Below are 19,405 nucleotides of genomic sequence, written 5' to 3'. Positions count from 1 at the left end.
ATAGAATAAATACTTTGTATTATGCCCCCCTTTTGACAAGGGTAGAGGAAATGAGGAATGCTAGGCTCTTTCACCCTCCCGGAGTGGTTGGCGGCAACAGCGATAACAACAGGCTGAAACCACAAAAAAATCCCGCACTTGCCTATACTGCACAAGCGCGGGACAAATTTTCTACTTGTCCGGATTAGGCCCAAAGCGAAAGTTTGGTAACCTTATCGGAGCGTCTTACTTTGGGTTCGCCCACCAGTTCCTGGATATACGCTTCGCAAACGTAAATCTTGGTGCCGGGGAACAAATGCCCGCCGATAGCATTGTAATCTTTGCCGCACATCACCACGTGCGCGTGCACCTGGGGGCGGTTATCCTGGATGCTGATATTGCCCGTAAGAGACATCAGTTCCATTTCTTCGTTGATTACTTTTTTATCGTATTTCTTTTTGGATTGGTCATATACGCCGACCGTCGCGTTAGACACCGAGCCCATTACGCTTACGATACCGCATTTTACTTGGTTATCGTGGCAAAAATCGGCCAAGGTTTCCAACAAATCTTTTCCCTTCGGGAGTTTAAATAAATACGTCCGTCCGGTTAAATAAGGTTTTTCTTCTGCCATTTTCATCTCCTATAAATATGTTAAAGCCACTCTTGGGCTTGCGCCAAATCGTGCGCGTAATTTTTTAATGCCGCCAACAGGGAGTTTCCGTCCAACCCGGCTTCTTCATAAACTTTGTCCGCCGAACCGCTGGATAAAAATTCGCCTTTTTTATGCGGATAGAGCGAGTGTGCGCGGCCGGCCACGCTATTTAACCAGCAATCAAGCGTCGGGAGGGTAAAGTCCGTAATTCCTATTGCCGTACGCAACATTTCGGGCGGCAAGATTTTATCCTGCTCTTCTTTCGGCAACGCTTCAAACAGTTCGCGGCTGGCTACATACAGCACATTTAAGTCAGGCCCGCCCGCGTTTAAGGCAGGCAACACCTTTTCTACCACAATGCGGCCTACACCCGCGCCTTGCACAATTACCGTACCGGCGGCCTTGCCTTTGGCGCGGCGCAAATAATACACACCGTTTACAGCCTTAATAGCCGGGTCGGCCCCCAAGGCCTCGCGGTCCATTAACGCATAAGACGGGCGCACCACAAACGGAGCAAACACGGCCGGGCGCAAAGATAAAGCGCGCACCGTAAGCGGCCAAATTTCATCAACTTCCAAAGGTGTAATGGTGATACAGGCTCCTTTGGGGAAATTATCCTGTACCAGTTGCAGAGATTGCGGGTCGGCGTGAGTCGGGCCGTCCTCACCGGTGGGCACACTGGCGTGTCCGTTAAACATAATAAAAGTGTTGGGGTTCACGCCTGCTTCGCGCGCGCTTTGTACCCCGATGGCGTGCAAGCGGGCCGCCACGTGTTCAAAGGCCAAGAACGCACCATACGAAGCAGATACGCCCACGTGTTTTCCAAAGGCGGAAATACCCGTGCAAAGGGCGGCCATACCGTCCTCGCAAATGCCGCCGCCGGACAAACGGCGCGAAAGCGGATTTGTCTGCGTGTTAAAATTGCCCGCCGGGAAATCCTTGGCAATCGCCGCGGCCCCCGTAGAGCCGTATAAATCAGCAGAGGCCGTCAAAATCGTACCGCCCGTATGTTTATTTAAATAGGCTAACACCGCCCCCAACACACTGCGGGTAGTATAAGATTTTCCTTTTTCAAACACAAATTCCGCCGGAATTTCCCCTTCGTGGAATTTGGTGTAAAGGTCCTGGCAGTTCCCCAAGTCCGCACGGACGGCACGGTTTTTGGCTGCCAATTTTTGACCGGCGGCTTTTAACTGCGCCGCGCCAAAGGCGGCTACCGTTTTATCCGCTTCTAACGCACGGCGAACGGTCAACAAACTGTCCCAATAGTATTTTCCCACATTTTCAGCCGTTTTATCCCCCTCAAAGTGCGGAAATTTAACATTAAAGGTGTTTTCAAACTCTTCCAAAGATTTATAAAACCCTTCGGAAGCGAATTTATGACCGGAACCGTGGGAAGCCTTGCCCTCAATGCCGTAGTGCCATCCTTTTACGGTGCGATAGACAATCGCCGTGGGCTGGTGGTTTTTGATTTCTTCCGCCAGTTTGTGCGCAATATGAATTTGGTTGTAATCGTGTCCGTCCGGCACGCGGATGACGTTAAAATCGTGGATATAGAAAAATTCCATCGGGTTCCACTGCACATAGTCGCCGGGGTGTTCTCCGTCGGAAGTAACACGTTCGCTTTCAATAGAGGCTTCGTTCCAGTCAATATGAAAAACCGTGTTTTTTAACTGTGCCGTAGCAGCCATACCCGCTACCTCGCTCACGCGCCCGGCCGTTAAACCGCCTTCCCCTTCCACAATATGCACTACGGGGCAATTTTCGCCGTAGGCATCTGCCGCCGCAAGCGCAAGCCCGACAGCCGAGCCGTCGCCCACGCCGCTCGCGCCCGTAGAGGTACGCACAAACGGAACAAGCGGTTCCGGGTGGCCGCCCAAGGCTTTGGAGTGGAATTTTTTAAAAAGAGGAGTTCCCTGCACTTTGGGGTGGCGGAAGCCGAGCAAATCTTCCAAGCGCAGTTGTTCCTTGTCGCTCGCGGGCAACAGTTCCGGTGCCGCAATACGCGCACACTCGTTGCGCAAGGCCCACATAGCATACAGGCCCAAGGCTTTATGGCCCGCCGCATAAGAAATAATATCGGCTTCGTCCTTGTGCGGATGCGTGATATCGTAAGCCATATCTTTATATAAAAGGTGTTCTACAAACCGCCCGCTGGAAATACTGCCCCCCGGGTGGCCGGAAGTGGGCACATAGTTATATAAAAGGGAAACCAGTGCGCGGTAGGCTACATCTAAACGCGACAGGGATTTTTTATCCTCCTCGCTTATTTGGTAAGCGGGGTTATTCAAATAATCTGTTACGTCCAAAAAAACGGCTCTTTTTTTGCCTAATTGAAATGTACTCATAATCTATCCTCCGGCCTATACTTTCAGGCCGTTCTGCCCCGCCCAATACGCCAGGCGGAACGTATTTTCCAGGTCTTGTTTGCTGATAATTTCCACATTGGAGTGGATATTGCGTGTGGGTACTGATAATCCGCAAGTGAGTACACCCGTTTTTGACAAGTGCACCGCGCCTGCATCATTTCCGCCGCGGGGTGCCACGCGCACCTGCCGGCGGATATTGTGTGTATCACAAATCTGTTTGAGTTCGTTCAATAAATTTTCGGGCGTAATCGTTCGCGCATCCAGGGCCGTAAGCCCCACACCGCCGCCCAACGAACAAATATAATCTTGCGGCGCACAGCCGGGGATATCGGCCGCACCCGTAGTATCTAAACACAAGGCGACATCCGCCTTTACGCCATAAGCGGCCGTAGTAGCCCCGCGCAAGCCGACTTCCTCTTGCACCGTAAAAACGGCATATACATTATAAAAGGGATTTTTTAAGGCACGCACCACTTCGGCCAGGACAAATACACCCGCCCGGTTATCCAAAGCCTTGGCAGAAATTTTACCGTCGCCAAATTCCTCGTAACTGCGGTCCAATACCGCCCAATCGCCGGGTTCCACGCGTTTTTTGACCTCGTCGGCCGGCAGCCCCAAGTCAATAAAAAGTTCTTTTATGCCTACCGCCTTGCCGCGGTCTGCCTCGGTGGTGATGTGCGCGGGTTTGGTACCGATGATGCCGAGCAACGCGCCCGACTTGGTTTGTACGCGCACGCGCTGGGCCAAAAGCGTGCGGGGGTCAATTCCCCCCACTGTTACAAAGCGCAGAAAACCGCGCTCGTCCACAAAGTGAATCATCAGGCCCACTTCGTCCATATGCGCACAAAAAAGCAAATTTTTGTCTGAGGTTCCTTTTTTAAAAACAATTAAATTACCCAATGTATCAGTGCTGATTTCGTCCGCCGAATCTTTCAGCAGGTTTTTTAGATATTCCCGTACGGCGGTTTCACGTCCGGACACGCCGGGCAGTTCGGTCAAGGTTTTAAGAATAGAAAAATCTAATTTTGCGTCCATTTTTACTCACTTTTAGGCAGTTAAGGTATCTACATTATACCCACAAAGGTATTTTTTTGCAAGTTTTTCCGTCGGTTTCCCCGCCAACCGCACCGCGTAAATACACTAGACGCGGCAACTAATCCAATTCCGCCGCCCCACAAAACGCAAAAAATAGTAAAATATTTAAGACAGAAATATTTTTTAGGAGGATGTCCAATGACCGTTTCTTATAAAGAACTGGGTCTGGTAAACACCAGACAGATGTTCAAAGACGCTATGGCTGGCGGTTATGCCATTCCGGCTTACAACTTTAACAATATGGAACAGTTGCAAGCGATTGTTACCGCTTGTGTACAGACCGGCTCCCCGGTAATCTTGCAGGTTTCCAAAGGCGCCCGCCAATATGCCAACTCCACGCTCTTGCGTTGGATGGCCCGCGGTGCGGTGGAAATGATGAACGAAATCGGCAAACCGGTTCCGCTCTGCTTGCACTTGGACCACGGCGATTCCTTTGAATTGTGCAAAGACTGCATTGACAATGGTTTCTCTTCCGTAATGATTGATGGCTCTCACTTGCCGTATGAAGAAAACGTAGCCTTGACCAAAAAGGTTGTGGAATATGCCCACCAGCACGACGTAACCGTAGAAGGCGAACTCGGCGTGTTGGCCGGTATTGAAGACGAAGTCTCCGCCGAACACCACACCTACACCGACCCCGCCCAAGTGGAAGACTTTGTAAAACGCACCGGGGTAGATTCTTTGGCTATTTCTATCGGTACTTCTCACGGTGCTTATAAATTTAAAGTACAGCCCGGTGAAAAATTGCCCGAACTGCGCTTTGACATCTTGGAAGAAGTTTCTAAACGCTTGCCCGGTTTCCCGATTGTATTGCACGGTTCTTCCAGCGTTCCGCAATGGGCCGTCAAACAAATCAACGAGTACGGCGGCAAATTGGAAAACACCGCCGGCGTGCCCGAAGAACAACTGCGCAAAGCCGCCAAAATGGCTGTGTGCAAAATCAATGTGGACTCCGACGGCCGCTTGGTAATGACCGCCACCATCCGCAAAATCTTCGCCACCAAACCCAGCGAATTTGACCCGCGCAAATACTTGGGCCCGGCCCGCGAAGAACTTATTAAAATGTATGCCGAAAAGAACCAGAACGTCTTTGGTTCCGCCGGCCGCGTTAAATAAGCAACTTGTTTTAATGTAAAAAGCCCCCGGTTTAATGCCGGGGGTTTTTTTACGGATAGATTTTCTTGCAAAGGCCAGTAAATAGATTAGGGGAGTGCTTTATCTATAACTGTTGGTGTAAATACTTATATTGGCACGGCCTTAGTTCCGGCGTGTTTGCTTCCATATTTTAAACCCAATAATAAATGGAACACAATGCGTTTGGTAAATTAAGATTTTTCATTTACTTCGGTCTGCTTTTCCACGCGGTTTGCATAGATGTTAAATAACAGTTTAAATCCTGTTAGATGTCTTGTGTCCTGCTCGTAAGTCAACAGGGCAATATAAACCGATTCATTGGCGTATTTTTTATACGAATCCACTTCGCCCATTAATTTCGGGTCAACTGAAATGACGGCAATATACCGCTGGTTATCCTTTTGTTCAACGGAACAGGTATAGGTTTTAAATGGGGTTATATTTTTTTGAGAAACGTTTTTTACAACAGGGCTCAATTGGCATTGGGATAAATAGGGAAAAAAATTCGCCACTTGGGGATTAGACTGAAAATACCTCGCAAGAATTTGGTGTGCCGCAGCCTCGGTGCTTAAATCGGGCATAGGCTTATTAGATTGGCAAGCCGCTAATAAGAGAAGTGCCCCCCCTAAGTAAAAAAATTTTTTCATATTGTATTACCTGTCCATAATTATAAGAAAAGCACCCTGGCACTATACCAGGGCACTTTTCCGTAAAAGAATTATTTATTTGCCACAGGGGGAAACTAATTCGCTGATAGACAATACACCTAATAAATAACTATTGGTGCAGACTTTTTTTCCGCCCACGGTACCGCGGGTACCCATGCAGGCAGCCATAAAAACACACGCCATCATTAATAATACGATTTTTTTCATATATACAACCTCAGGATTATATAGAATAAAGGTAAAAAAATACCTTCGTTTTATTGTATATTTTTTTCACGAATATCACAATTCGGCTGCGGCTGTTAAAACATACCGTTGAAAAAAAGAGATAAACCCTATACCGAATCTAACTGATTAAACCGTCGGTATTTGTCTGAACAAAGGGTAACTCTTATTCTTCTACTTTTGGCGTGGTGCGGGCCCACTCTTCTGCTTCCGGCCCCCATTTATCCTTTACTGCTTGCGGAATTTTGAATAAAAGACTCGTGCACTTGGCCGAAACGGTGCCGTCTGGCAAAATAATTTCGCCCTCCACTTGCGCGCGGGAACCGCCGTCCCGTATGACGCGTCCTACGGCTTTTAGCGGAGTATTTGTAGGTGTATTGTGTTTGTACACCACTTCCATTTTTAGCGTAACCATCAACCGGTTGAAATCGTTATCCAGCAAAATGGCGCGTCCGGAAGTTTCGTCCAAAATGGTGGCAATAATGCCGCCGTGTACCGTGCCGGGATAAGAGCAATAATCGTCGGATAGGGTGAAAGTGGTTTCAATTTGTTTGTTTTCGTAATCGTTGAACCACTCCAATTTCAAACCTATGGGGTTGTTTTTACCGCAGGCAAAACAACGCAAAGAAGTAGGTTGGCGTAATTTTTTCATAAGTGTTCTCCTAACTTTTATTATACTTTTTTGCTAAACTAATTTTATGCCAAACATAGAAACTGAATTTAAGTGAGAGAGCAATTCTCCCCGCGCGTTTGCCAAGGTACTTTCGGCGGTTTTGCAAGTCCCGTCGGTGAGCCTTTCCGCGCCCCGGGTTTTGCATATTTGCGATACGTATTTAGATACTCCGGAACGCTTTTTTGAGCAAAATAAAATTGCTTTCCGTGTGCGGAATACAGACGGCAAGTGGGAGGCTACCTACAAAACCCGCACGGAAGTAACAAACGGCCGAGCCGTCCGGCGCGAAGAATCTTTGCCGTTGCCGGGCATCAAAAATTTGGCGCAGGCACTAGCGTTTTTGGCAGATAAAAAAGTGTGGGAGCATTTGCCTTTAACCGGGTTAAAGATGCTCTTTGCGCTCCGGAATAAACGGACTTCGTATGATATTCTTTTTAATGGCGTGGAAGCGGAACTTTCGCTGGATAATTTTATGATTTGCGTGTGCGGCAGGCGCGTGCTGATGAAAGAGGCTGAACTGGAATTAAAAAAGGGGCAACCTGATACATTGGACGAACTGGCACGCCAAATTACGCAGGCTTCCGGTTTGGCTTATGCCCGTGTGTCCAAAGTGAAAACGGCCCTCGCCCTGTTGGCCTTGTGGGGGGATAAATGACAGTTTTTTTTGCATTACTGTTTAGTTTGGTGGTTCCCGGTGCGGGGCAGATTTTTACCGGGCACTACGGCGAGGGAATTGCGTTAGGTTTACTGTTTGCTCTTGGCAAAAGCGTGCTTTTGCCGCTTGTTTTGCGGGTATTTAAAGTGGAGTCTTTAAAGCGTACGTTGCAGATTTTTTACGCTTGTAACTGGTGTTATATTTTGCTAATTTCCTATGCGGTTTGCTCTGCGGTTTGGCACGGTTTTTACGCGCAACAAACGCACGTGTGGTATGCGTTTTTATTTGCTTTGGCTGTTTCTTTGGGGTACCGCAATACGCTAAATGCGTTTGTTTTTACGGCCCTTTGCGGGCGCACGGGCGTATATAGCATTTTGCGCCAGAAAAAGCAATCTCAGACGGAAAAATGAGAAAAATAAGCGCTTGATTTTTTTAAAAAAATTATTTTACGACGAGAAAATGTTTGCATTTTAAAATAATTTGTGCTATGATTTTTATGAGGTTAAAACTAATTGTCTCGGGAGAGAAAAATGGCTGTTAAAAAAACCGTGAAAAAGGCTGCCGCTAAAAAGCCAGCCGCCAAAAAAGTAGCCGTTAAAAAGGCCGCAGTAAAAACACCTGCTAAAAAGGTTTGCAAAAAAGCCTGCTGTGCCAAAAAAGCCTGTGCAAAGAAAACCGTGAAGAAAGTAGCCGTCAAAAAGGCAGCAATCAAAAAAACCGCCGTTAAAAAAGCGGCAGTAAAGAAAACCGTGAAAAAGGTTGCTGTTAAAAAGACTGCTAAAAAAGTAACCGTAAAGAAAGCCGCCGCCAAGAAACCGGCTGCTAAAAAAACGGTAAAAAAAGCAACAAAACGAAAATAATTTAAGTTCCAACCAAAAGGCCGGAGGGCAGCAACTCTCCGGCCTTTGCTTTTATACAATAAAAATTCCCCGGCTCTAACCGGGGAATTTTTATTGGCACAAATGAGGTTATTTAATATTGTAGAACTTGGCGACGATATCCCAGGCTTCTTCGGCGGTTTCCACCGTGGCGCAGGATTCGGCTTCTTCGGGCGAAATTACGCCGTAGGAGGCCAAGCCCGGAATATTGACTACCGTATTCCAGAACTCTTTGCCGACCAAGACTATCGGGATTTCCTGTTTTTTGCCTGTTTTAACGAGTGTTAAAATTTCAAACAGTTCATCAAACGTGCCGAACCCGCCGGGGAACACGACAAAGGCTTTTGCGCGCATCACTAAATGCAGTTTGCGGATAGCAAAATAGTGGAACAAAAATGCCAAATTTTTGGTAATGTACGGATTGGGATGTTGCTCGTGCGGCAGAGTAATGTTCATCCCGATACTTCTCCCTCCGTTTTCAAAGGCTCCGCGGTTGGCGGCTTCCATTAAGCCCGGCCCGCCGCCCGTTACTACGGCAAAACGGTCTCCTGCGCGTTGTACGACAATTTTGGCAAATTTGCGTGCTTCGTCGTAATATTTGGAGAGTTTGGCTAACCCTTCCGCTTCGTACACGCGGTTTTGCAAATGCTTGTCAGACGGATTTTTTGAAAGGGCTTCTTGGGCTGCTTTGAGTTTAGCGGCGGCATCTTTTTCCTCGCGCACGCGCGCACTGCCAAAGCAAACTACCGTGTCCGTTACGTTGAAATGGCGAAGGTAAAGTTCCGGTTTCATTACCTCTAATTCCATACGCACGGGGCGCATAATGTCTTTCTTTAAAAGCGCAATATCTTCATACGCTTTGATATAAGAATCTTCGTGTTCAATGGCCTGTTGTTCTTTGGTAGTCATAAAGTCCTCACTTTATCCATTTTAAGATATGGTCCGTCATTTGTCCGGCATTAAGGCCCAACTTGTCAAACAAGTTAGCCACTTTGCCGTGCTCTACAAATTCGTCGCCGATTCCCAGGCGAAGAAGTTTAAAATTAGCCTGTTTGTCGGCCAGATATTCGGCTACTGCCGAGCCAAAACCGCCCGCAAGCATATTATCCTCTACGGTAACCAGATGTTTGGAAACTTTTAAGGCTTCATCAATAATTTGGGTGTCCAGCGGTTTTACAAAGCGCATATTGACGACACCACAGTCAATTTTATGCTTTTTGAGCGCTTCTGCCGCCGCCAGCGCGGGGTGAACGCGGTTGCCGATAGCCAAAATAGTGGCATCTTTTCCCTTTTTAAGCCACACACCCTTGCCGATAGGCAAGTCCTGGGGTTCGTCATCTAATTTTACGCCGAAACCCGTTCCGCGCGGGTAGCGCAGGACGAAGGGGGCTTTTGCGTCAAAGGCGGTTTTAAGCATATGCTGCATTTCGTTTTCGTCCGCCGGTGCGGCCAAAATCAAATTCGGGATATCACGCAGAAAACTTAAATCAAACACTCCGTGATGTGTGGGACCGTCTTCCCCTACCAATCCGGCGCGGTCAAGCGCAAACACAACAGGCAGTTTTTGCAAGCAGATATCGTGTAAAATTTGGTCGTAGCAACGCTGGGCAAAGGTGGAGTAGAGGGCCACCACTGGCTTTACGCCCCCAGCCGCCAGGCCGGCCGCAAAGGTGGCTGCATGTTCCTCGGCGATTCCAACGTCAAAATAGCGGGAGGGAAATTTATCGCGGAACGCATCTAATCCCGTTCCCTCGGGCATAGCAGCGGTAATAGCGGCAATGGACGTGTCCTTTTCCGCCAGTTTCAAGAGAGCATCGGAAAATGCTTTTGTAAACGTCAGCGCAGAAGATTTCCCTAAGGAATCACCCGTTTCCACGTCAAAGATACCAATGCCGTGAAACTTGGTCGGTTTTTCTTCGGCGGGTTTATATCCCTTGCCTTTTTTGGTAACGACGTGCAACATTACCGGGCCTTTTACATCTTTTAAATTTTCCAGCACTTCAATCATTTCGTTGATATCGTTGCCGTTTACAGGGCCGAAATAGCGGAAGCCCATTTCCTCAAACAAGGTGCCCGGAAACAGAATAGAACGCGCCCGTTTGGCAAGTTTAGCGGCATTATTGCCCAGTTCGTCAAAGCGTTTTAAAAAGTTGGTGGCTTTTTCTTCGGCCAATTGCATATATTTGGTGGTCAGCAGTTTGGTAAGAGCCTTGCCCAGCGCGCCCACGCGCTTGGAGATAAACATTTGGTTATCATTTAGAATAACCAACATATCGGTACGCAAAAGACCCGCGTTTTGCATGGCTTCATACGCCATACCGCCCGTTAAACAGCCGTCGCCCACTACCGCAACAACTTTGTTTTTTTCCTTGCGTTGGTCGCGTGCGATAGCCAAGCCCAGCGCGGCGGAAATAGCCGTGGAAGCGTGTCCCGCACCGAAAGTGTCGTATTCGCTTTCTGTACGTTTGGGGAATCCGCTCAGACCGTTTTGCGTGCGGATAGTGGCAAATTCCTTTTGGCGGCCCGTGAGCAACTTGTGCGCATAGGCCTGGTGGCCGGTGTCAAACACAATTTTATCTTCGGGCGTGTTGAAAACATAGTGTAACGCAGTTATAATTTCCACCGCACCTAAACTGGAACCCAAATGACCGCCGTTATGGCTGGCGGTATCTATAATCACTTGGCGTAATTCCTCGCATAGCGTGGGGAGAAGTTCCTTTTTAATCAGGCGCAAATCGCGCGGATTTTGAATACTGGGGAGAACTTTCATATTACTCCTTAATAGGTTCTTGTTTTGAAAAATTCCGCCATTTCATACAGCGGCCACAGATTTTTCTTTTTAACATTTTTGAGGGAATTAAGCGCCTTTTGCGCATTGGCAATAAGCAACTGCGCGTGCTTGCGGCTGCCTTCCAAGCCGTAAAGGCTGACAAAGGTCAGTTTACCGTTTTCCTTATCGCTGTTGGATTTACCCAGTTGTTTAGCCGAGGCCGTAACATCCAAAATATCATCTACAATTTGGAACACCAAACCAATGCAGTTGGCGTATTTTTTAATGAGGGTTAAATCGCTGCCTTTGGCTCCGGCCAATAATGCCCCCGTTTCCACACTGCCGCGGATTAAAGCACCCGTTTTGTTGGCGTGGATGTAATTCAAAATGGTTTCGGGAGTGGTTTCTTTGACGGTAGCGGGAAGCATAAAATAGTGCAGGGACTTATCTGCAAGCGGTTTAGAAATTTTGCGGATTTTGTCCGCTCTTGTGCTGGCGGCATCGGCCGCACCCATCCCTTCGGCATACACATCGGCCACCTGCCCGCCGACCATACCCGAGGCGCCGGCACAGTTGGCAAAATTCATTAAAGCGTTTAACGTATTTTCTGCGCCGATGGCTTTGACTTTGCCGTTTTGCGCAAAAACTTCAAACACATATGTTAAAAGCGCATCCCCGGCCAATAAAGAAAGGTCCTCTCCAAATACTTTGTGGTTGGTGGGCTTGCCGCGGCGCAGTGAATCGTTATCCATAGAAGGCAAATCGTCGTGGATTAAAGAATAGGTGTGCAACATTTCCACGGCGCAGGCGGCGGGCATAACGTCTGCCGCTTTTTTGCCAAAGGCTTCGGCGGTGGCCATAAGCAAAATCGGGCGTACGCGTTTGCCGCCGGCTTCCAAAGAGTAATCCATGGCGTCGGTCAAAATTTTAGGAGAGTTTTTAATTTTAGAAATATATTTGGAAAGATTTTTTTCCACTAACTTGGCACGGTCTTTTAAGTACACGTCAAACTTATTCATAGTAATAACCTCTCGGTACGGACTTTATCTTATTATACCTTATATTGAGCCTGCCGCACGGACAGCAAGCGGGGAAAAATATTATAATTCCTATTATGGTAAAAGTAAACAGGCCGCATATCGGCATTTTTGGAAAAATGAACGTGGGCAAAAGTTCTCTTATTAATGCCTTGACGGGACAAGAGGTTTCCGTCGTGGCCGCCCACCCGGGTACGACGACGGACCCCGTTAAGAAGATTATTGAAATTTTGGGCATAGGCCCGGTAACTTTGGTGGATACCGCCGGGATAGACGATTCTTCCGCCTTGGGGGCCCAGCGTGTCCGCCGCACCAACGAAGCCTTGGACCAGGTAGATTTGGCTATTTTGGTGTTTGCAGATGATTTTAATTCGTACGACCAAAGTTTAATGGAAACCTTTCAGGCGCGCAGCGTGCCTTTTTTTGTGGTGCATAACAAGTGCGATTTGTATGCAACAAATACGGAAATTAAGGGCGCTGATGTGGTGGATTTTTCGTGCAAGGAACCGCATCTGCCTATCCTGTTGGATATGATTAAAAAGCATCTGCCCAAGAGTGCCTATTCCCAAGATGTTCTGTTAGATGATTATGTGGAACGCGGGGACGAAGTAGTGCTGGTAATTCCGATTGACGCGTCCGCCCCCGAGGGCCGCCTTATTTTGCCGCAGGTGCAGACGATACGCAACCTGTTGGATATCGGCGCGGCGGCGGTGTGCTTAAAGGACACCGAGTTGCGTGAATATTTGCGTTTGCATACCCCCAAACTGGTGGTAACGGATTCACAGGCGTTTAAATACGTCAGTTCCGTAGTGCCGCCTAATATCCCGCTGACGAGTTTCAGCATTTTATTTTCGCGCTTAAAAGGTGATTTTGAGGCCTATTTAAAGGGCACGCGCGCGATTGATACCTTGCAGGATGGCGATAAGGTGCTGATTTTGGAATCTTGTTCACATAGTGTGAACAAGTGTGATGATATTGGCCGCACGAAAATTCCCAACTGGTTGCAAAAATATACGGGTAAAAAATTGCAGTTTACTGTGGTGGCTAATTTAGATGCCTTGCCAGATGATGCGGAAACGTACAAATTAGCAATTCAATGCGGCGGGTGTATGGTAACGCGAACGCAAATTATGCGCCGCTTGAATATATTAAAGGAAAAGGGTGTTTCACTTTCCAATTACGGGTTAGCAATAGCCTATTGCAATGGTATTTTTGACCGCGTAACGGAAATATTTAGGAAACAGGACCAATAAATGTTGCCTGTAAACGATTAGATAAAAAGCGTTTTGTCCTAATCGTTACTCTTGCAACTTTAATTCGCAATTTTAGAAAAATAGTTGAAGTTGCGCTATATTTTTGCTAAAATAAGAACTGTCCTAGTTAAGGATATTTCAATTTTCGGATCGGTAGCTTAGTTGGTAGAGCGCCTGCTTTACACGCAGGAGGTCAGGGGTTCGAGTCCCTTCCGGTCCACCATTTGAAAAGACACCTCACGCGAGGTGTCTTTTTTGTTGCCCTGTTTTTCTCACTTCCGACGGTGTGCGGCTAGGATTTTCATCCATACAGGTTTTAGAGTGGTATTTATAGAGACAAACAAGGCCCGTTTCCGAGCCTTGTTCTCTAACGGGGAAATCAAGAGGATCCGAAAAAACCTATTATATTCCTATATAGATTGAAATGATAAATTCTTGCTATACTAACATTATGAAAGTTATTGATAATGCCAACTTAATGACAGAATGGGATTGGGACGCCAACAATAAAGAAGGGCTGAATCCAACCATTTTGTCATTGGGAAGCAATAAAAAAGCTCATTGGGTGTGTAGCAAGGGACATAAATGGAAAACTACTATACATGGGCGAAGTTATGGAGGATATGGTTGCCCTTATTGTTCCAATCAAAAAATACTTTCTGGATATAATGACTTATCCACTACGCACCCTCATCTGTTAAAAGACTGGGATTATCAAAAAAATATATTAAAACCAAATGAAGTTACAGCTCGATCAAATAGAAAAGTATGGTGGATATGCAACAAAGGGCATAGCTATGAAGCCACAACCGCAAAAAAAACAGATGGCCAAGGTTGTCCGTATTGTTCAAACAAGAAAGTGCTAAAGGGGTATAATGACTTATCCACCACCCATCCTGATCTTGCAAAAGAATGGCATCCAACGGAAAATGGAGCATTAAAGCCAACAGATGTTGTTGCAGGGAGTGCTAAAAAGGTTTGGTGGATGTGTCTAAAAGGACATGAATATCAAGCCAAAGTATGCGCCAGATCAATTTTGCATAATGGTTGCTCCAAATGTAAAGAAGGAAACCAAACTTCATTTCCAGAACAAGCCATATATTATTATGTCAAACAAGTTTTCCCTGATGCCATAAATAGGTATAGAGATATCTTTGACAACGGTATGGAATTGGATATATTTATACCTTCAAAAAGAGTTGCCATTGAGTATGATGGTTCTTTTTATCATAAGAAAGAACGATCCTTAAAGAGGGAAAAGATTAAATATAATATCTGCCAACACCACCAAATTAAACTTATCCGTATATGTGCCAAAGATAATTCCGATATTTTTAATTTTACTTCAGATTATACTTTTATCGAGAAAACTTTAGATGACTGCGATAATACTAAAGGGCTTGATAAAATTATTAGGGAATTACTCTATATGCTAGAATCCGATTTTGGTTGGAATCCACGAAAACAGTATATACGATGTAATGACATGTTCATTCGGAAAATATCGGTAAATGTAGATATTGAAAAAGATCGGTATAAAATTAATACATACAGAGAAAACGCTACCATCAAAAGATCTTTGTCTAACATGAGACCCGATTTAGCAGAAGAATGGGATTATGAGAAAAATCAAGGATTAACCCCAGGAATGTTTTCGGCAGGATCACATGAAGAAGTTTGGTGGATATGTAAAAAATGCGGAACATCATATAAAAAGACCATTCGCACTAGGAATAAATTAAAAACGACCTGCCCCCGATGCAATATTAAGTGTAAGTCTAAACAGTATAAGCTATACATGTGCGAGATAAATACATCTAAAATATTGGAACAATTTGATTCCATTGCAGAAGCTGCAAGAAAAACTGGAATCTGCGCCTCTAATATCGCCGGAGCTTGCCGAGGTAACCGAAAAACCGCCGGAGGTTATATTTGGCAAAAGAAATATACTAACAAATATGATGAATAAAGAGGACTCAAACGACTCACTATATCCACGCCTTTTCCTGCTCCGCGAAATCCACATTTCCTTCAGCTAAATTCATCAGTTCTTTTAAACTCATATTGCGTGGATTGTTATATTCCAGAATATCCGCCACAATGCGCGGAGAGAGATAACACAAATTCAAATACCTAGCGAACGTCCGTTTATTCAGGCCGCTGACCTTTTCACCCTCGCGCAACGGCTTGCTATGCTCTAACAGCCGTTTGAGTTGCCACCCGCGAGCTAATCCCCTTACCAAGCTCTCGTTTAGTTGCTGCACCGTTAAAATATTCCGCGCCGTCCCATTTTGTAGTTTCACGGACGACACATTATCCACTAAAAATGTACTTTTTACATATATTTTATCTAGTAAACGGTGCAAAACTCCCCTCCGTTCCTCCGCTTGGCCCGATATACGCGAGCAAGCAGATAAGTCCGTCCGAACCTGCTTTTCATCTAAAAATACCGTCAAATAATGCGCTTTTCCCACTGTTTGGCACTCCGCCCGAGTTATCCAATGCGTTAATTGCTCATCCGTTAGCCCTTGCATATTAACCAATGGCTCTAATTCATTAAAATCGGTCTTTTTAAGCGTTTTTAGCACAAAAGCGTCTAATTGCTCTGCCGGCAGATAATGCCCGCCCACGCCGTTGTAATAATAGAGGAACTTTTTTCCCTGCTTTTTAGAAGAAGTCAGCCGAAAGGACTGACCCTTATCATCATATAATTTGCCTGCCAATACGGTTTTATGCGTTTGATAGTGGCTAAAAGCATGCGGGTCTGTAATCCTGCGCTGAACCATATCTTGTACGGACTCCCACACGGGTTTGAGAACAATGCCCTCATGCCGCCCAGCGTACACCTTATTTTTGGCCAAGTGCGCTACCTGGCCGATATATATGGGATTTGTCAAAATCCGCTGGATACTGCTCTTTTGGAACGCTTTTCCACCTCGTAATTGGCCACTGTGGGGAGTCCACGTTTTCGTGCGATACCCCTTTTGGTTGAGCCACTCCGCCACCGCCTGCATGTTTTCCAGTTCCAGATACTTGGTAAAAATTAGATTTACGACTTCGGCTTCTTGCGGATTAGGGATAAGTTGCTTGTCTTTAAGGTCATACCCCAACGGCGGCGTTCCCCCCATCCAAAGGCCCTTGGCTTTACTGGCGGCGATTTTATCACGCACGCGCTCGGCCGATACTTCCCGCTCAAATTGGGCAAAGGACAAGAGCATATTAAGTGTTAATTTTCCCATAGAATTACTGGTATCAAAGGATTGGGTAATGGACACAAAGTTGCAACCGTATTTATCAAACTCTTGCATCATTTTGTGGAAGTCTATAATAGAGCGCGACAGGCGGTCCACCTTATAGACGACAACTACCTGTATTTTGCAGGCGCGGATATCGTCAAGGAGTGTTTTTAAGCCGGGGCGCTCCATGGTACCCCCACTAATACCGCCGTCCGAATACGTTTTATAATACTCCCACCCATTAAACGCTTGGGATAGGATATAAGCCTTACACGCTTCTTCTTGGTTTTGGAGCGAGTTAAACTCCATATCTAGGCCATGTTCGGTGGATTTTCGGGTGTATATAGCACAGTTTATTTTAGGCATATTTGTTATAATTCTCCTATACACAGTAATGCTTACTATAAGGGATAAAGTCAACTATAGGAGAGAAAATCCATGAAAATAAAAGATTTTTTGTTAAATTATCACAATTTTAAGGTAGATTTAAATTACCAAAGACCTCCTAACGCTTGGTCTCTTCAAGACAAACAATGTTTAATTGATAGCATCCTAGCAGATGATCCTATTCCTATGTTTTTTATAAATGAAAAAGGAAATAAAAAATATATAGTAGACGGTCAGCAAAGGCTAAGCGTCATTAAAGAATTCCATGATTCTAAATTCAAACTTTCGTCCAAATTTTCTCCAAAAGAAATCGCTGATAAAACTTTTGCCGATTTATCAACAAATCAACAACAGCATTTTTTAAACTACAACCTAACTGTTCAAATAATTGAAGGAAATGATGAAAAAATTCGTTCAATTTTTTCTCGTTTACAACGGGGAAAACCTCTTTCTCTAGGGGAAAGACTCAATGCTTTGCCTGGAAATATTGTTTCTATAATGCGAAAAATTGCAAAACATGACTTCATTAGTAAATCTCTTGGAATTAATCAAGACAGATATGGCTCTTTTCCAGATGCTATGCGCCTTCTTTTGTTTGAATTCTATGGTCCACGTGAGTCTTCTTCAGAAGCATTATATGAGTTTATGGAAAATAAAAAAGATCTTAAATCGAGCGATATTACCGTTAAAACACTAAAGAGCAATTTAGATTTTTTGCGCAAATGTTTTCCAGAAGACCACTATGCTTTTCTTGAAAAACATGCATGGGTTTTAACAGTCTACTCTTTGATATCCTCTCTGAAAAAAACCCATGTTTTAAAAGGAAAAGAGAAAAAATTTAAAGAATTTATCGAAAATTTTCATATGCACTGCTATGATCAAGACTATCGGAAAAGCAAAACTGATTATCAGACATTTTATGATAACATCCGTGGAGGATGGTCAGAAAAAATAATAAATTTGCGTTTAGAAATCATCAAAAAATATGCAACAAAACACATGAAATTAATAGGAAAAGACTTGAAACGACAAATCACTAATATAGAAAAAATACAAGCTTATGCTAAGCATCCTTATTGCATGAGATGTAACTACAAATTTAAAGATTATAAAGAACCTAACTATCATCATAAAAACCTATATTCTCTAGGAGGAAAAACCAATATCTCGAACATTATGGTAATATGCAAAGAATGTCATAAAAAGATTCACAGTCATATCTCTGGTGAATTTGAAGAAGTAGATGTGTAATGTGTAACCCTTTATTTCGTTAATCCAAAAAACTTGGGGCCACTAACGTGACCCCGGGTTATTTTTTGCGCTATGGCGGTTAAATTGGGATATATTTCGTTGCTCCACTCATATTCTTTTTCACTTTTCACAGTTACCTGATATATTTCTCCTTTGTAGCGTTTCGTCAGCACTGTGCCTATCGCCAAGTTATATTTGCATTTATGGGCCCTTTGGATGTATTTTTCCGGGTTACTAGCGTATTTATCAAGGCGCGTGATGTACTTCTCCGCCAGTTTGCAACTATACAACTCACATTGGATAGCATACCACAAAGGGCGGTATTTACCCTTTCGCCCCCTTAACGGATATCGATAGAATATATCCCAGTAAAATTGGAGCTTTTCATCGGTAAAACCCTTTAACTCCTCAAAACTTTTAGAAAGATAGCATTTATTTCTCATTTAACACCTTCCTAATACGGTTTATCTTGTGGGCCGAGTTTCCTTTAAGGTAGTAGGCCTTTGCCAATTCGTCAAAGAACTTAATAGCAGTTTGTAAAAGTTCCACTTCACGCATTTTCTTAGGACGGCCGAGCGGATTACCCGACCGCCCTATTACAAACTGGTTTTTAACGGGCGGCAGTATGCGCGGCGTCATTTGCATAACCCGAAGAACACATACCCACTAATAGGCCGTTTGACGATTTCCATAGCCACGCGGGATATACTTTTGTGGGTTTTACCTTGGTATTCAAAACCATTTTCAAGCACTTTTACTTCTATGGTTTTCCCGCGGTAAGTTTTAGTGATGATGCTACCCGGCACAGGCAAACGGCTATCCCGCGGCCGGACAGGCAAGTTTTTAAGCGGAGTTTCTTCGGTAGTGATAGGGTTAACTACCCGCAAAACAGCAGGTTGAGTAGGTTTGTTTTCGGGTACTGATTTTTTGGTTGTTTTCTTCATAACTTATCTCCTTAAATAAGCAATTTTTACTTCGTACTACATTCACGCTTACTATCGAGAGATAAGTCAAGTTGGGTCTACTTCTTATTTAATAAACGGCTTACATATTGATAATATGTATTAGACGGACACTTGGCCAATGTTTGTGCTAACTCCGCTTTGGTAATAAAACCTTTCTGCAAAGCGATTTCTTCCA

20 protein-coding genes and 1 tRNA gene are annotated in these 19,405 nt (G+C 45.0%); 8 read left to right on the top strand and 13 right to left on the bottom strand.

Features of this window, described 5'->3' with window-relative positions; genetic code table 11:
• Positions 1-184 precede the first annotated feature (184 nt).
• The 3 genes from ACQY2K_RS06590 to ACQY2K_RS06580 are packed head-to-tail and all read right to left on the bottom strand — an operon-like array spanning position 185 to position 4,038.
• Positions 185-613 carry a PCC domain-containing protein gene (locus tag ACQY2K_RS06590; protein WP_177748000.1) on the bottom strand — a complete coding sequence of 143 codons (429 nt, stop codon included), beginning with the start codon at positions 611-613 and terminating at the stop codon, positions 185-187.
• Positions 614-633: 20 nt separating this feature from the next.
• Positions 634-2,982 (bottom strand): hypothetical protein, encoded by a 2,349-nt coding sequence (locus tag ACQY2K_RS06585; RefSeq protein ID WP_428041194.1) that lies wholly within the window; start codon positions 2,980-2,982, stop codon positions 634-636.
• A 15-nt stretch (positions 2,983-2,997) separates the two neighbouring features.
• On the bottom strand, positions 2,998-4,038 hold the full coding sequence (locus ACQY2K_RS06580; RefSeq protein ID WP_428041193.1) for a M42 family metallopeptidase: 1,041 nt from the start codon (positions 4,036-4,038) through the stop codon (positions 2,998-3,000).
• A 198-nt stretch (positions 4,039-4,236) separates the two neighbouring features.
• Here ACQY2K_RS06580 and ACQY2K_RS06575 point away from each other — a divergent pair, with 198 nt between their 5' ends.
• The gene (locus tag ACQY2K_RS06575; RefSeq protein WP_177748009.1) at positions 4,237-5,214 is read left to right on the top strand and encodes a class II fructose-bisphosphate aldolase; all 978 of its coding nucleotides are present in this window, start codon (positions 4,237-4,239) and stop codon (positions 5,212-5,214) included.
• A gap of 209 nt (positions 5,215-5,423) precedes the next feature.
• Here the strand turns inward: ACQY2K_RS06575 and ACQY2K_RS06570 are convergent, their stop codons facing one another.
• The 3 genes from ACQY2K_RS06570 to ACQY2K_RS06560 all read right to left on the bottom strand — a co-directional run bounded on the left by ACQY2K_RS06570 (position 5,424) and on the right by ACQY2K_RS06560 (position 6,777).
• The gene (locus ACQY2K_RS06570) at positions 5,424-5,879 is read right to left on the bottom strand and encodes a hypothetical protein (protein ID WP_428041192.1); all 456 of its coding nucleotides are present in this window, start codon (positions 5,877-5,879) and stop codon (positions 5,424-5,426) included.
• Between the two features lie 75 nt (positions 5,880-5,954).
• Positions 5,955-6,107, bottom strand: coding sequence for a hypothetical protein (locus tag ACQY2K_RS06565; protein ID WP_428041191.1), 153 nt, complete (start codon positions 6,105-6,107; stop codon positions 5,955-5,957).
• Between the two features lie 184 nt (positions 6,108-6,291).
• Positions 6,292-6,777: a PaaI family thioesterase gene (locus tag ACQY2K_RS06560; protein WP_177748033.1), complete on the bottom strand. Its 486-nt coding sequence runs from the start codon at positions 6,775-6,777 to the stop codon at positions 6,292-6,294.
• Positions 6,778-6,898: 121 nt separating this feature from the next.
• On the opposite strand from ACQY2K_RS06560, the gene ACQY2K_RS06555 reads away from it, so the two are divergent.
• The 3 genes from ACQY2K_RS06555 to ACQY2K_RS06545 all read left to right on the top strand — a co-directional run bounded on the left by ACQY2K_RS06555 (position 6,899) and on the right by ACQY2K_RS06545 (position 8,313).
• Positions 6,899-7,453: a CYTH domain-containing protein gene (locus ACQY2K_RS06555; RefSeq protein WP_428041190.1), complete on the top strand. Its 555-nt coding sequence runs from the start codon at positions 6,899-6,901 to the stop codon at positions 7,451-7,453.
• Entirely contained in the window at positions 7,450-7,863 is a 414-nt protein-coding gene (locus ACQY2K_RS06550; protein ID WP_428041189.1) for a hypothetical protein, read from the top strand. The genes ACQY2K_RS06555 and ACQY2K_RS06550 overlap by 4 nt, the downstream gene beginning before the upstream one ends.
• Before the next feature lie 120 nt (positions 7,864-7,983).
• Positions 7,984-8,313, top strand: a complete 330-nt coding sequence (locus ACQY2K_RS06545; RefSeq protein WP_177748024.1) for a hypothetical protein — start codon at positions 7,984-7,986, stop codon at positions 8,311-8,313.
• 108 nt (positions 8,314-8,421) lie between these two features.
• On the opposite strand, the gene ACQY2K_RS06540 is transcribed toward ACQY2K_RS06545, so the two are convergent.
• Genes ACQY2K_RS06540 through ACQY2K_RS06530 form a run of 3 tightly spaced genes read right to left on the bottom strand, consistent with a single transcriptional unit; the run spans position 8,422 to position 12,120 of the window.
• On the bottom strand, positions 8,422-9,240 hold the full coding sequence (locus tag ACQY2K_RS06540; protein ID WP_428038088.1) for a TIGR00730 family Rossman fold protein: 819 nt from the start codon (positions 9,238-9,240) through the stop codon (positions 8,422-8,424).
• Between the two features lie 7 nt (positions 9,241-9,247).
• Positions 9,248-11,101 (bottom strand): 1-deoxy-D-xylulose-5-phosphate synthase, encoded by a 1,854-nt coding sequence (gene dxs, locus ACQY2K_RS06535; protein WP_428041188.1) that lies wholly within the window; start codon positions 11,099-11,101, stop codon positions 9,248-9,250.
• An 8-nt stretch (positions 11,102-11,109) separates the two neighbouring features.
• Positions 11,110-12,120, bottom strand: a complete 1,011-nt coding sequence (locus ACQY2K_RS06530; RefSeq protein ID WP_428041187.1) for a polyprenyl synthetase family protein — start codon at positions 12,118-12,120, stop codon at positions 11,110-11,112.
• Positions 12,121-12,215: 95 nt separating this feature from the next.
• Between ACQY2K_RS06530 and hydF the strand changes: the two genes are divergently transcribed.
• The 3 genes from hydF to ACQY2K_RS06515 all read left to right on the top strand — a co-directional run bounded on the left by hydF (position 12,216) and on the right by ACQY2K_RS06515 (position 15,360).
• Positions 12,216-13,391 (top strand): [FeFe] hydrogenase H-cluster maturation GTPase HydF, encoded by a 1,176-nt coding sequence (gene hydF, locus ACQY2K_RS06525; protein WP_428041186.1) that lies wholly within the window; start codon positions 12,216-12,218, stop codon positions 13,389-13,391.
• Between the two features lie 147 nt (positions 13,392-13,538).
• Positions 13,539-13,614 (top strand) — tRNA-Val (locus ACQY2K_RS06520).
• Positions 13,615-13,842: 228 nt separating this feature from the next.
• Complete coding sequence (locus ACQY2K_RS06515; protein ID WP_428041185.1) at positions 13,843-15,360, top strand: zinc-ribbon domain-containing protein; 1,518 nt, start codon at positions 13,843-13,845, stop codon at positions 15,358-15,360.
• A 19-nt stretch (positions 15,361-15,379) separates the two neighbouring features.
• On the opposite strand, the gene ACQY2K_RS06510 is transcribed toward ACQY2K_RS06515, so the two are convergent.
• Positions 15,380-16,993 (bottom strand): recombinase family protein, encoded by a 1,614-nt coding sequence (locus tag ACQY2K_RS06510; protein WP_428041184.1) that lies wholly within the window; start codon positions 16,991-16,993, stop codon positions 15,380-15,382.
• Between the two features lie 72 nt (positions 16,994-17,065).
• Here ACQY2K_RS06510 and ACQY2K_RS06505 point away from each other — a divergent pair, with 72 nt between their 5' ends.
• Positions 17,066-18,265 (top strand): GmrSD restriction endonuclease domain-containing protein, encoded by a 1,200-nt coding sequence (locus tag ACQY2K_RS06505; RefSeq protein WP_428041183.1) that lies wholly within the window; start codon positions 17,066-17,068, stop codon positions 18,263-18,265.
• 11 nt (positions 18,266-18,276) lie between these two features.
• Here ACQY2K_RS06505 and ACQY2K_RS06500 read toward each other — a convergent pair whose 3' ends face one another.
• The 3 genes from ACQY2K_RS06500 to ACQY2K_RS06490 are packed head-to-tail and all read right to left on the bottom strand — an operon-like array spanning position 18,277 to position 19,209.
• Positions 18,277-18,708, bottom strand: coding sequence for a DUF2924 domain-containing protein (locus tag ACQY2K_RS06500; RefSeq protein ID WP_428041182.1), 432 nt, complete (start codon positions 18,706-18,708; stop codon positions 18,277-18,279).
• Entirely contained in the window at positions 18,698-18,904 is a 207-nt protein-coding gene (locus ACQY2K_RS06495; RefSeq protein WP_428041181.1) for a DUF5681 domain-containing protein, read from the bottom strand. Before ACQY2K_RS06495 ends, ACQY2K_RS06500 begins: the two co-directional genes overlap by 11 nt.
• Positions 18,901-19,209 carry a DUF2924 domain-containing protein gene (locus ACQY2K_RS06490; RefSeq protein WP_428041180.1) on the bottom strand — a complete coding sequence of 103 codons (309 nt, stop codon included), beginning with the start codon at positions 19,207-19,209 and terminating at the stop codon, positions 18,901-18,903. Before ACQY2K_RS06490 ends, ACQY2K_RS06495 begins: the two co-directional genes overlap by 4 nt.
• Positions 19,210-19,405: the final 196 nt, after the last annotated feature.

It is taken from the genome of Candidatus Avelusimicrobium fimicolum (assembly GCF_021632165.1).
GTDB classification, from domain to species: Bacteria; Elusimicrobiota; Elusimicrobia; order Elusimicrobiales; family Elusimicrobiaceae; genus Avelusimicrobium; species Avelusimicrobium fimicola.
Note: the sequence above shows the minus strand (reverse complement) of the source record. Positions and strands in the feature narration are given on the sequence as shown.

Bases quoted from the DNA above. Each gene is read 5' to 3' on its own strand.
- ACQY2K_RS06590 (WP_177748000.1), bottom strand. From the start codon at position 613: ATGGCAGAAGAAAAACCTTATTTAACCGGACGGACGTATTTATTTAAA.
- ACQY2K_RS06585 (WP_428041194.1), bottom strand. From the start codon at position 2,982: ATGAGTACATTTCAATTAGGCAAAAAAAGAGCCGTTTTTTTGGACGTA.
- ACQY2K_RS06580 (WP_428041193.1), bottom strand. From the start codon at position 4,038: ATGGACGCAAAATTAGATTTTTCTATTCTTAAAACCTTGACCGAACTG.
- ACQY2K_RS06575 (WP_177748009.1), top strand. From the start codon at position 4,237: ATGACCGTTTCTTATAAAGAACTGGGTCTGGTAAACACCAGACAGATG.
- ACQY2K_RS06570 (WP_428041192.1), bottom strand. From the start codon at position 5,879: ATGAAAAAATTTTTTTACTTAGGGGGGGCACTTCTCTTATTAGCGGCT.
- ACQY2K_RS06565 (WP_428041191.1), bottom strand. From the start codon at position 6,107: ATGAAAAAAATCGTATTATTAATGATGGCGTGTGTTTTTATGGCTGCC.
- ACQY2K_RS06560 (WP_177748033.1), bottom strand. From the start codon at position 6,777: ATGAAAAAATTACGCCAACCTACTTCTTTGCGTTGTTTTGCCTGCGGT.
- ACQY2K_RS06550 (WP_428041189.1), top strand. From the start codon at position 7,450: ATGACAGTTTTTTTTGCATTACTGTTTAGTTTGGTGGTTCCCGGTGCG.
- ACQY2K_RS06545 (WP_177748024.1), top strand. From the start codon at position 7,984: ATGGCTGTTAAAAAAACCGTGAAAAAGGCTGCCGCTAAAAAGCCAGCC.
- ACQY2K_RS06540 (WP_428038088.1), bottom strand. From the start codon at position 9,240: ATGACTACCAAAGAACAACAGGCCATTGAACACGAAGATTCTTATATC.
- dxs (WP_428041188.1), bottom strand. From the start codon at position 11,101: ATGAAAGTTCTCCCCAGTATTCAAAATCCGCGCGATTTGCGCCTGATT.
- ACQY2K_RS06530 (WP_428041187.1), bottom strand. From the start codon at position 12,120: ATGAATAAGTTTGACGTGTACTTAAAAGACCGTGCCAAGTTAGTGGAA.
- hydF (WP_428041186.1), top strand. From the start codon at position 12,216: ATGGTAAAAGTAAACAGGCCGCATATCGGCATTTTTGGAAAAATGAAC.
- ACQY2K_RS06515 (WP_428041185.1), top strand. From the start codon at position 13,843: ATGAAAGTTATTGATAATGCCAACTTAATGACAGAATGGGATTGGGAC.
- ACQY2K_RS06510 (WP_428041184.1), bottom strand. From the start codon at position 16,993: ATGCCTAAAATAAACTGTGCTATATACACCCGAAAATCCACCGAACAT.
- ACQY2K_RS06505 (WP_428041183.1), top strand. From the start codon at position 17,066: ATGAAAATAAAAGATTTTTTGTTAAATTATCACAATTTTAAGGTAGAT.
- ACQY2K_RS06500 (WP_428041182.1), bottom strand. From the start codon at position 18,708: ATGAGAAATAAATGCTATCTTTCTAAAAGTTTTGAGGAGTTAAAGGGT.
- ACQY2K_RS06495 (WP_428041181.1), bottom strand. From the start codon at position 18,904: ATGACGCCGCGCATACTGCCGCCCGTTAAAAACCAGTTTGTAATAGGG.
- ACQY2K_RS06490 (WP_428041180.1), bottom strand. From the start codon at position 19,209: ATGAAGAAAACAACCAAAAAATCAGTACCCGAAAACAAACCTACTCAA.